This is a genomic window from Prevotella heparinolytica, from assembly GCF_004342845.1.
GTDB lineage: Bacteria > Bacteroidota > Bacteroidia > Bacteroidales > Bacteroidaceae > Bacteroides > Bacteroides heparinolyticus.
This window is the reverse complement of sequence record NZ_SLXB01000014.1, coordinates 12,936-24,937: the sequence shown is the minus strand read 5'-3', so window position 1 is coordinate 24,937 and position 12,002 is coordinate 12,936. Positions and strand designations below refer to the sequence as shown.

Genomic DNA, 12,002 nt, shown 5'->3' with positions numbered 1-12,002 from the left:
ATTGAATGGGGTTGTCCGTCATCTCATCAAGAACGAGAAGCGCTCAACATTCTTCAACGCTATGCCCGTACCTTTGGCCACTGCGTGCAGAGGGTCTTCGGCAATGTGGAACGGGATGTTTATTTTATCCGTCAGACGTTTGTCCAATCCGCGAAGCAAAGCGCCTCCACCGGCCAGATAAATGCCGTTGTGTACAATATCGGCATAGAGTTCGGGAGGAGTATTCTCCAATGCATTCAGAATGGCAGTCTCAATTTTGGAGATGGACTTCTCCAGACAATGCGCCACTTCCTGATAGCACACGGGCACCTCCATCGGCAATGCCGTGATACGGTTCGGCCCATGAACGATATAATCTTCCGGTGCATCCTCACCCAAATCGGTCAGTGCGGCACCCACGTTTATTTTGATACGCTCGGCCATACGTTCGCTGACCCTCACGTTGTGCTGACGGCTCATGTACTCCTGAATATCGGCGGTAAGATCATCACCGGCAATACGGATGGAGTTATTGGCCACGATACCTCCCAATGAGATTACGGCGATTTCCGTAGAACCTCCGCCTATATCCACAATCATGTTTCCTTCGGGAGCCTCCACGTCGATACCGATACCGATAGCGGCAGCCATCGGTTCGAAAATCAGGTAAACGTCACGTCCGCCGGCATGCTCGGCAGAGTCGCGCACGGCACGCAGTTCCACTTCGGTACTTCCCGAAGGAACGCCGATGACCATGCGCAGTGAAGGAGAGAACAAGCGGTTGCGGTTATTCACCATCTTGATGAGTCCGCGAATCATCTGTTCGCAAGCATAGAAATCCGCAATCACGCCGTCGCGAAGCGGACGGATGGTGCGTATGTTTTCGTGGGTCTTTTCGTGCATCATCTTTGCCTTGTCGCCCACGGCAATCATCTTATCGGTTCGACGGTCCAATGCCACTACCGAAGGTTCATCCACCACAATCTTACCATTCGTGGTGATGATGGTATTGGCTGTGCCAAGGTCCATCGCTATTTCTTGAGTAAAAGAGAATAATCCCATCTAACGATACTTTATTATAGGTTATTACAATTAGTGTTTAAAATGACGGAAGCCTGTAATGACCATTGCAATGCCATGTTCATTGCAATATTCAAACGACAGTTCGTCCTTGATGCTTCCACCCGGCTGAATAACGGCCGTCACTCCTTCGTTGCCCGCTATTTCCACACAGTCGGGGAAGGGGAAGAAAGCATCGCTTGCCATGACGGCACCATGCAGGTCGAACCCGAAAGTCTTGGCTTTCTCGATGGCCTGCTTCAACGCATCCACACGGCTGGTCTGCCCCACACCGCTTGCCAGCAACTGCTTGCCTTTAGCCAACACAATAGCGTTCGACTTACTGTTTTTCACAATCTTATTCGCAAAAAGCATATCTTCCGTTTCTTGAGCGGTGGGCGTCTTTGCGGTAACCGTCTTCAAATCGTCATGCGTTTCTACCTTCAGATCACGGTCCTGCACCAGCACACCGTTCAACAAAGAGCGGAACTGCTTCTTGGGCAGAGCCGTCTGTTTACGCACAAGGATAATCCGGTTCTTCTTCTGGCCGAGGATTTCCAACGCATCCACGTCATAATCGGGAGCGATAATCACTTCAAAGAAAATCTTATTGATTTCTTCGGCAGCAGCCTTGTCAATCACCGCATTAGTGATGAGAACACCGCCGAAGGCCGATACCGGATCACCGGCAAGAGCATCCTTCCATGCTTCCAGAACGGTGGAACGGGAAGCCAAACCGCAGGCATTGTTATGTTTCAGAATAGCGAAAGTGACATCGTCGAATTCGTCGATCAGCTCGACGGCGGCATTGATGTCGAGCAAGTTGTTGTAAGAGATTTCTTTTCCATGAATCTGGTCGAACATGGCGTCGAGGTTTCCGTAGAAGTAACCTTTCTGATGCGGATTCTCTCCATAGCGCAACATTTTCTGATTATTGGCCGATTGGCGGAACGCCGAGCCTTCCTCGGCATCAAAGTAGTTGAAGATGGCCGAGTCGTAGTGGGAAGAAACGGCAAAGGCTTCTTTGGCAAACCAACGGCGTTCTTCGAGCGAAGTAACGGCGCCGTGTTCCATCAACATATCGCGGAACGGCTGATACTGAGCCTGCGAAGCAACGATAACCACGTCGCTATAATTCTTGGCTGCAGCACGAATCAAAGAGATACCGCCTATGTCTATCTTCTCGATAATGGCCGGTTCATCGGCACCGCCGGCAACAGTAGCCTCGAACGGATAAAGGTCGACGATGACAAGGTCTATTTCGGGAATATCATATTTACCGATTTGCTGCATATCCTGCTCCAATCCGCGACGGCAAAGGATACCCCCGAAAACCTTCGGATGCAACGTCTTTACGCGTCCGCCCAAGATGGAAGGATAAGAAGTGAGGTCCTCCACAGCTTTACAGGGATAGCCCAAGGATTCTATAAATTGTCGGGTGCCTCCGGTCGAGAGAAATTCGACCCCTTCTTCGTGTAGTTTGGTGATGATTTCGTCCAAACCTTCCTTATGGTAAACGGATACCAAAGCTGTTTTGATTCTTTTTGTTTCAGACATGGATTTGCGTATTAAAAAGTATGCGTATGTATATTCTATTCTGAATGTGCAAAGTTACAAATTTTGTTTATTCGTACATACATTCATATACAATAAATTAGGCATAATTAAAAAAGGCGACACCCGTCACCGGTTTGCCGCCTTTCTCAATAAGCATCTTTTTTGCCTTACCAGATAGAAACGCGCTTTTCTACCGGTAGGAACATCGGATCTTTCTCCGTGACATTGAATGCCTCGTACCATGCGCCGATATGCGGCAACGCACCGTTCACACGCCACTTGCCAAGCGAATGGACATCACTTTTAGTACGGTTCAGCACCTCTTCGGGGCGGATATTGTTGGCCCACACACCGGAGTATGCGAGGAAGAAGCGTTGTTCGGGCGTAAAGCCGTCTTTCACAGCATGCGGAGCGGTAGCCGTGGCTTTCTTGAATGCCTGATAAGAGACCTGCAATCCGCCGTGGTCGGCAATGTTCTCGCCCAAAGTCATGCGTCCGTTGGCATGTACCCCCGGAGCCACCTCGATACTGTCGAAGAAGTTCACCATCGTTTGAGTGCGCTCGTCGAAACGCTTGGAGTCTTCAGCCGTCCACCAGTCTTTCAAGTTACCGTCCTTGTCGTACTGGCGGCCTTGGTCATCGAATCCGTGAGTCATCTCATGACCTATCACCACACCAATGGCACCGTAATTGAAGGCATCGTCCGCATTCATGTCGAAGAAGGGGTATTGCAAGATACCTGCCGGGAAACAGATTTCGTTCGTGGTGGGATTGTAATAGGCATTGACGGTTTGCGGTGTCATGCCCCATTCATCCCTGTCTACCGGTTTACCCATTTTGGCTATCATTTCAGCGTGTTCCCACTCGCTGGCACGCTCCATGTTTGCCCAATAAGAATCGTTCTTGATTTCCAAAGTGGAATAGTCTTTCCATTTGTCCGGATACCCGATTTTCACATGGAAAGTGGCTAATTTCTCCAGCGCTTTAACTTTCGTGGAGTCACTCATCCATTGCAGGTTCTTTATGCGTTCGCCCAAGCTCTCCTGCAAGTTTTTCACCAAAGCCACCATACGTTCTTTGGCAGCAGCCGGAAAGTACTTCTCAACGTACATCTGCCCCACGGCTTCGCCTAAAGCCGCACTCACGGTGCTCACCGCTCTCTTCCAACGGGGTTGCATCTCTTGTGTGCCGCTCATGGTGCGCTCGTAGAAATCGAAATTCTGTTCGGCCAGGGCATCGTTCAGACGACTTGCCGCAGCGTCAATCAATTTCCACTGCAAGTAAAGGCCTTGCCGTGCCACAGGAAGCGTATTCAAAATGTCGGCAGCAGCCTTCAACGAAGCAGGCTGGCCGATGATGATTTCTTTCATATTTTCCAGTCCTAAGGCAGACAAATAGGCGTCCCAATCGAAAGTAGGATAATTCTTCTTCAGCTCTTCCATGGACATCTTGTTGTAATTGGCATGCGGATCGCGCAGCTCCGTGCGCGAGCGGTAGGCTTCGGCAAGGTGTGTTTCCACCTCCATCACCACTTCCATTCCCTGCTTGGCCACCGCCTCGTCAAAGCCTGCCAGCAGGAACATCTTCTGCACATGCGCGCGGAATGCTTCACGAATCCGCACAGTGGCGGCGTCATTCTCCAGATAGTATTCGCGCTCGCCCATGCTCAAACCGGCCTGATAGGTCTGGGCTGCATTCATGCTGCTGTTCATCTCGTCGGCACCCACATAGAGGATATTGTAGGCCACGATGCCTTTTCGTTGCAGTTCGCCCAAAAGCGCATACACTTGTTTGGTGTCTTTCAAGGAGCCCAGCCTGTCGAGTTCGGCCTTGATGGGAGCCGCACCGTCTTGATTCAGCTTCACGCTGTCCATCACAATCTTATACAAATCGCCGATTTTCTGAGCCACACTGCCCGCTTCGTGCGAAACGGACGCCAACTCCTCGATAAGCCCTTGTATCTGCTTGCGGTTGTTTTCCGCAAGAATGGTAAAAGAACCATACTGAGAGTATTCCGCCGGAATCGGATTGTTTTTTACCCAGCCGCCGCAAGCGTATTGATAAAAGTCGGTACCGGGCAGAGCCATTGTGTCAAGATTGGCAAGCTGAATGCCGGCCGTAAGCTCGGTCTGTTGCTTGCCTGTGTTGCAGGATGCCGCCATCAGGCAGAATGCCGCAAAGGGTAGTAAATGTTTTTTCCTCATACTATGAAAATTAGGTTATAAAAACGTCATTGCCGTTTCGCCTCCTCCCATTCGGAAGAGGCGGCATCCCACTCTTCCATCACGCTGTCGAGCCGGGATTTCAGTTTTTGATGCTGTTCGTATAGAGACATGTCCGACGCGCCTTCCGGCGTTGCCATCTTATCTTCTATGATGGCAATGGCCGATTCTATCTCTCCTATCTCCGCTTCACAGTCGGCCACGCGGCGTTCCAGCTTCTTCAATCTCTTGTTGAGTTCCTTCTGCTCCTCATACGAGAGTTTAGCCGCAGAGAACCGGCCGGTCTCGTTTTCTTTTACGTCCGCCTTTCTTTCCTTACCGGCGCTTCCCGCTTCTCCTGCCGAAGAAGCAGATACCGGTTGCAACTCATTGAGGTTTTCCAGTTGTTTCTTTTGCAAGAACTCGTAGATGCCGCAAAGGTGTTCTTTCACCAATCCTCCACCGAACTCATATACTTTAGTCGCCAGTCCGTCCAGAAAATCACGGTCGTGGCTGACAATAATCACCGTGCCGTCAAAATCACGAATCGCCTCCTTCAGCACATCCTTGGAACGCATGTCAAGGTGGTTGGTCGGTTCGTCCAGAATCAGGAAGTTCACCGGTTCGAGCAACAGTTTAATCATGGCAAGCCGTGTACGCTCTCCGCCCGAAAGCACTTTCACTTTTTTGTCCGAAGCCTCGCCGCCGAACATGAAAGCACCGAGTATGTCGCGTATTTTCAGCCGGATATCTCCTACGGCCACACGGTCTATCGTGTCGAACACCGTCCGTTCGCCATCCAGCAATTGGGCTTGGTTCTGTGCGAAATAGCCGATTTGCACGTTGTGACCCAGCGTCAGCTTCCCGGTATAATCGGTAATCTCGTCCATGATACACTTTACCAGCGTGGATTTTCCTTCTCCGTTCTTGCCCACAAAAGCCACTTTTTCTCCCCGGTTGATGATCAGGTTTACGTCATGAAAAATGACATGCCCGCCGTATGCCTTGGCCACATCCTCGCAGATGAGCGGATAGTTTCCGCTACGGCTGCTGCACACAAACTTCAAGCGAAGCGCCGAGTTATCCTCTTCGTCCACCTCAATACGTTCTATCTTTTCCAGTTGCTTGATGCGGCTCTGCACCTGCACGGCTTTGGTGGCCTTGTAGCGGAAACGCTCGATGAAATCCTCCGTGTCCTGTATCTGCTTCTGCTGATTCTCGTAAGCGCGGAGTTGCTGTTCGCGGCGTTCCTTACGGAGTGCCACAAACTCGTCGTACTTCACTTTATAGTCGTAAATGCGTCCGCAAGTAATCTCGATGGTGCGGGTGGTTACGTTGTTCAGGAAAGCGCGGTCGTGGCTGACGAGCACCACCGCATTGGCACGGGTGGAGAGGAAATTCTCCAGCCACTGTATGCTCTCTATGTCGAGGTGGTTGGTAGGCTCGTCGAGCAGCAACACGTCGGGACGGCGAAGCAGCAACTTGGCAAGCTCGATGCGCATGCGCCACCCGCCCGAGAACTCGCCGGTGGGGCGGTCGAAATCCGTACGCCTGAAGCCAAGCCCCTGCAAGGTGCGCTCTATTTCGGCACGATAGTTGGTGCCGCCCATCATCAGGAAGCGCTCGTTTTCGTGCGTGAAGCGGTCAATCAGTTTCCGGTAGTCCTCGCTTTCATAATCGGTGCGCTCGGCAAGCTGCCGATTCATACGTTCCATGCCGGCCTGCATCTCGAAGATGTGCTCGAAAGCAAGCTCGGCCTCCTGCATCACGGTGCGCTTATCGCTGAGCACCATCACCTGCGGCAGGTAGCCGACGGTACATTCGCGGGGAACGGACACAGTGCCCGCAGTGGGTTGCTGCAAGCCTGCCAGAATCTTGAGCATGGTGGACTTCCCCGCACCGTTCTTGCCCACAAGGGCTATGCGGTCTTTTTTATTGATAACGTAAGAGATGTCTTCGAATAGAGGCGTGGCGTTAAACTCCACCTTCAATCCTTCTACTGATATCATAATGTCAATGAAATAATCGTTTTGGAGTGGCAAAGATAACGATTTCCAACCACATAACTCCCGATAGCCTTAAAAACTGCTTGAAACATCCACAAGACAATGCGGCAAGCACGGACTTCACAGAACGGGCACGGCCATGAAGAGACCGTGAAACCTGTGAGACCCGTGCTTACAGATAGTGTAAAGATATTTGCGGAATACCTTTATGATAAGTCTTTCAATGAGGCGGAGGACTTAGAACAGCTTGGCAGGATATTCGCCCGCATTCACCAATGCCTGAATCTTGTCCACCACGCTTTGGCGATCTTCCGGATAAGTGACGCCGAACCACTTGCTGGTCGTATCGAGCACTTCGCAGGTCGCCGTACCGTCATGAATCAGCTTGTCTACCATCAAGGGGATGAAAAACTCGCTCTTGAGGTTCTCCATGTTCTTCGGGTCGCTGAGGAAGGTCTTGAAGAAATCGGCGCTGTAAGCAAAATAGTCGGGAGTAAAGCCCCAGAAGTTCATGCTGACCGGAGTAGTCTCAGGAGTAACAGCCCACTCGCCGTTGTCGTCGATGTATTTCACTTCGCCGTCCATACGCTGAATCTTGGTACGCTCTACCACGGAAGTCAGCAGGTTGCCGGCATCCGTTCCGCAAAGCCCGCGAGACACTGTACCGCTTTCGCTCAGCGTATTGCCGATGCGGAAACCCACCATGGAGTAGACATTCTTCGAACCTTCGGGCAGGGCAGAAAGGAATTTGCCCATCACTTGGAAGGAATCGCGGCCATAGAAGTCATCGCAGTTGATTACGGCAAAAGGTTCTTTTATCACGTCGGCTCCCATCATGACGGCATGGTTCGTACCCCACGGTTTGGTGCGGCCTTCGGGGCAGGTGAACCCTTCGGGCAGGGCGTCGATGGACTGGAATACCAGTTCGCACGGGATGTGTCCTTCGTATTTGGAAATAATCTTGTCGCGAAAATCCTGCTCGAAATCCTTGCGGATAACGAAAACGAGTTTGCCGAAGCCGGCATTGATGGCGTCGTAAATGGAATAGTCCATGATTGTTTCACCGTTGGGACCCAGTCCGTCCAGCTGTTTCAAGCCACCGTAACGGCTGCCCATACCGGCGGCCAATAAGAATAAAGTTGGTTTCATGTCAGTTGTTATTTAAAAAGGTTAGTGTATCAGCGTTGATTGCACCTGCAAACGTACGAAAAAATTGCCGAACTCAGGCAATACGGAGACACAAAAGTGGCATTCTCCCAACGCCACGGTAACCTTTCCATACAAACATACGCCCTTACACAGGGGGAGATTTTATCCTCGCCGACCATGACCTCGTTCCTCGGTGAGGAAGAGGGTGTTCCTCGGTGAGGAACGAAGCCTTCCACACCGAGGAACGAAACCCCTGCCGAAACACGCCCCTGAAGGGGGAGAAGGGACCGCGCCTCTTGTTTGGATAAATATTTACATCAAGCACTACATTCTCCCACCGGCCGACAAACAAGGAGACACAGCAAAGGCGTGCTCCACAGTTTCCCCAAGAGGAACAATGGAACACGCCTTAAAAGCGGTTTCAATCTTTAGCGAAGCGCGGCTTATTGATATTCCTGCCAGCTCTTTATTTGAATATCTTCGAGTTTCATCTCGCAGAAGGCTTCGATGAAAGCACTTGCCAGACGGGCATTCGTAATCAACGGGATGTTATGGTCGATGGCGCCGCGACGAATCTTGTAGCCATTTGTCAATTCGCGTTTCGTATGGTTCTTCGGGATATTGACAATCAGGTCGAACGCATGGTCGGCAATCATCTTCATCACGTTGTTTTCGGCTTCGGGGCGTTCATCGGGCCAGTAAACAGCTTCCGTCGTCACACCGTGTGCATTGAGGAAAGCGGCCGTTCCTGCCGTGGCATAAATCTTATATCCCTTGGCACAGAGCATGCGGCTTGCGTCCAGCAAATCCACTTTCGACTTCATGGCACCGGACGAGAACATCACGCTTTTCCGGGGAATGGTGAATCCGGTGGCTATCATCGCATTGAGCAACGCTTCGGAAAAGTCGTCGCCGATGCAGCCCACCTCGCCCGTGGACGACATATCCACGCCCAGCACCGGGTCGGCCTTGTGCAGGCGCGAGAAGGAGAATTGCGAAGCCTTTACGCCGATGCGGTCGATGTCGAACGCCGACTTGTCCGGCCGGGTGTAAGGAGCATCCAGCATGATGCGGGTGGCCGTCTCGATGAAGTTACGTTTCAGCACTTTGGACACGAACGGGAAACTGCGCGAAGCACGCAGGTTGCACTCAATCACCTTCACCTCGTTGTTGCGCGCAAGGAACTGAATGTTGAAAGGCCCGGAGATATTGAGTTCCTTCGCAATCTGACGGCTGATTTTCTTGATGCGGCGTGCCGTTGCAAAGTAAATCTTCTGTGCGGGGAACACCAGCGTGGCGTCGCCCGAATGCACACCGGCAAACTCCACGTGTTCGGAAATGGCATATTCCACCACTTCGCCGTTCTGAGCCACCGCGTCGAACTCTATCTCTTTGGTATTCTGCAAGAACTGCGATACGACAACCGGATATTCCTTCGACACCTCGGCCGCCATCTTCAGGAAGTTCTCCAACTCTTCTTCATCGTAGCACACATTCATTGCCGCACCCGAAAGCACGTACGAGGGACGCACCAGCACCGGATAGCCCACTTTCTCCACAAATCCCTTCACGTCTTCCAAGCTGGTGAGTTCCTGCCAAGCGGGTTGGTCGATGCCCAACTGGTCGAGCATGGCCGAGAACTTGTTGCGGTTTTCGGCACGGTCGATGGATACCGGCGATGTGCCCAAAATAGGAACGGACTGGCGATGGAGTTTCATGGCCAGATTGTTCGGAATCTGTCCGCCCACCGACACGATAACTCCGCGCGGCTGCTCGAGGTCGATTACGTCGAGCACACGCTCGAAGGAGAGCTCGTCGAAGTACAAGCGGTCGCACATGTCGTAGTCCGTGGAAACGGTTTCGGGGTTATAGTTAATCATGATGGACTTGTAACCCAGTTTACGGGCTGTCTGCACGGCATTCACCGAGCACCAGTCGAACTCTACGGACGAGCCGATGCGGTATGCACCGGAACCAAGCACCACTACCGACTTCTCGTTCTTATAATAATTCACGTCGTACCCCTCAACGGCGTAGGTCATGTAGAGGTAGTTCGTCAGTTCGGGCTGTTCGGAAGCCACCGTATTGATGCGCTTCACGGCAGGCAGGATGCCCAGTTCCTTACGGCGGGCACGCACGGCAAGGTTCTCCTTCTCCATGTTTCCCTGCGGATTGAGCACAAAGCGCGCAATCTGGAAGTCGGAGAAGCCCAGCACCTTTGCACCGCGCAGCACGTCGGCCGGAACATCTTCCACCTTATTATATAGGGAGAGCTTTTGCTTGTAGTCCACAATGTTCTTCAGCTTGCCAAGGAACCACGGGTCGATTTTCGTCAGTTCGAAGATGCGGTCGATGGTATAGCCCTTCTCCAAAGCTGCGGCAATGGCAAAGATACGCAGGTCTGTGGGATGCGACAATTCATAGTCCAAATCGCCGAACTCCAGCCCTTCGTTGCCCACAAAGCCGTGCATGCCCTGACCGATCATGCGCAGGCCTTTCTGTATGATTTCCTCGAAAGAGCGTCCGATGGACATGATTTCGCCCACCGACTTCATGCTTGAACCGATTTCACGGCTCACACCTACGAACTTGGTCAAGTCCCAACGGGGAATCTTGCAAATCAAGTAATCCAGCTGCGGAGCGGCATAAGCCGAATTGGGAGTTCCCATCTCGCCGATTTGGTCGAGCGTGTAGCCCAACGCAATCTTGGCAGCCACAAACGCCAGCGGATAACCGGTGGCTTTCGATGCCAATGCCGAAGAACGGGACAGACGGGCATTCACCTCGATGACGCGATAGTCGTTCGTCTCGGCATTGAACGCATACTGAATGTTGCACTCGCCCACGATGCCCAGATGACGGATGCATTTCGTGGAGAGTTCCTGCAACATCTTCACCTGCTCATCGGTCAGCGAACAAGTGGGAGCCACCACGATAGACTCACCCGTATGAATGCCCAACGGGTCGAAATTCTCCATGCTTGCCACCGTGAAACAGTGGTCGTTCGCATCGCGGATAACCTCGAACTCTATTTCTTTCCAACCTTTCAGCGACTCTTCTACCAGAATTTGCTTAGAGAAGGTAAAAGAACTTTCGGCCAGCTTCACGAAAGCTTCCTCGTCCGGACAGATGCCGCTACCCAAACCGCCCAGAGCATAAGCCGAACGCACCATCACCGGATAGCCGATTTCACGGGCTGCCTTCAGCGCATCTGCCATACTTTCTACCGCACGGCTTTGGGGTGTCTTCATCGGAATCTCGTCGAGCTTCTTCACAAAGAGGTCGCGGTCTTCAGTGTACATGATGGCTTCTACCGAAGTGCCCAGCACACGTACACCATATTTCTCAAGCACACCGTTCAGATACAATTCGGTACCGCAATTCAAGGCTGTCTGCCCGCCAAACGCCAGCAGAATGCCATCGGGACGTTCTTTCTTGATGATTTCCTCCACGAAGTAAGGAGTTACCGGCAAAAAATACACTTTGTCCGCAATACCTTCCGATGTTTGAATGGTGGCAATGTTGGGATTCACCAAAACAGAAGCTACACCTTCTTCGCGCAATGCCTTCAAAGCCTGCGACCCCGAATAATCAAATTCTCCGGCCTGACCGATCTTGAGTGCACCAGAGCCCAAGACGAGCACTTTCTTTAAATTCTTTTCCATATTCTCTTATTGTTGTCAATTAGGTTTCCTTCTCACATCTTGGCATAAAAGCCGCGCAAAACATAAACCAGCCTAAAAAAAAATGCGTCCACTATAAAAGATGAACGCATTTCTTCAAGAAAATAAAAAATATCATCGTGGAAAAAAGAGAAACCAACGACTACCGAATGATAATCACTCGAATAGGGATTGTATTTGTTTCTCATTTCCTGCGGCTGCATTGTTGTTTCAAAATTTGTGCAAAGAAACTACTTATTTGCGAAAAGAACAAATGAATCCGTCTAATATTTTAAGCAGGACGGCAATTCCGGCAAGAGGATTACATATAAGAGAAATCGCTATCCCTTGATTTTTGGATAATTATCGGTATCTTTGCAGGCATTACG

At 51.4% G+C, this 12,002-nt stretch carries 6 protein-coding genes; all 6 read right to left on the bottom strand.

Annotation, left to right across the window (positions count from 1 at the left end):
- Positions 1-18: 18 nt before the first annotated feature.
- Positions 19-1,041 (bottom strand): rod shape-determining protein, encoded by a 1,023-nt coding sequence (locus EV202_RS08180; RefSeq protein WP_106041018.1) that lies wholly within the window; start codon positions 1,039-1,041, stop codon positions 19-21.
- Between the two features lie 30 nt (positions 1,042-1,071).
- On the bottom strand, positions 1,072-2,595 hold the full coding sequence (gene purH, locus EV202_RS08175; RefSeq protein ID WP_131926624.1) for a bifunctional phosphoribosylaminoimidazolecarboxamide formyltransferase/IMP cyclohydrolase: 1,524 nt from the start codon (positions 2,593-2,595) through the stop codon (positions 1,072-1,074).
- 167 nt (positions 2,596-2,762) lie between these two features.
- The gene (locus EV202_RS08165; RefSeq protein WP_131926622.1) at positions 2,763-4,799 is read right to left on the bottom strand and encodes a M13 family metallopeptidase; all 2,037 of its coding nucleotides are present in this window, start codon (positions 4,797-4,799) and stop codon (positions 2,763-2,765) included.
- 26 nt (positions 4,800-4,825) lie between these two features.
- Entirely contained in the window at positions 4,826-6,805 is a 1,980-nt protein-coding gene (abc-f, locus tag EV202_RS08160) for a ribosomal protection-like ABC-F family protein (RefSeq protein WP_131926620.1), read from the bottom strand.
- 234 nt (positions 6,806-7,039) lie between these two features.
- Positions 7,040-7,951, bottom strand: a complete 912-nt coding sequence (locus EV202_RS08155; protein ID WP_106069289.1) for a glycosyltransferase family protein — start codon at positions 7,949-7,951, stop codon at positions 7,040-7,042.
- 443 nt (positions 7,952-8,394) lie between these two features.
- Entirely contained in the window at positions 8,395-11,616 is a 3,222-nt protein-coding gene (carB, locus tag EV202_RS08150; RefSeq protein WP_131926618.1) for a carbamoyl-phosphate synthase (glutamine-hydrolyzing) large subunit, read from the bottom strand.
- Positions 11,617-12,002: the final 386 nt, after the last annotated feature.

Bases quoted from the DNA above. Each gene is read 5' to 3' on its own strand.
- EV202_RS08180 (WP_106041018.1), bottom strand. From the start codon at position 1,041: ATGGGATTATTCTCTTTTACTCAAGAAATAGCGATGGACCTTGGCACA.
- purH (WP_131926624.1), bottom strand. From the start codon at position 2,595: ATGTCTGAAACAAAAAGAATCAAAACAGCTTTGGTATCCGTTTACCAT.
- EV202_RS08165 (WP_131926622.1), bottom strand. From the start codon at position 4,799: ATGAGGAAAAAACATTTACTACCCTTTGCGGCATTCTGCCTGATGGCG.
- abc-f (WP_131926620.1), bottom strand. From the start codon at position 6,805: ATGATATCAGTAGAAGGATTGAAGGTGGAGTTTAACGCCACGCCTCTA.
- EV202_RS08155 (WP_106069289.1), bottom strand. From the start codon at position 7,951: ATGAAACCAACTTTATTCTTATTGGCCGCCGGTATGGGCAGCCGTTAC.
- carB (WP_131926618.1), bottom strand. From the start codon at position 11,616: ATGGAAAAGAATTTAAAGAAAGTGCTCGTCTTGGGCTCTGGTGCACTC.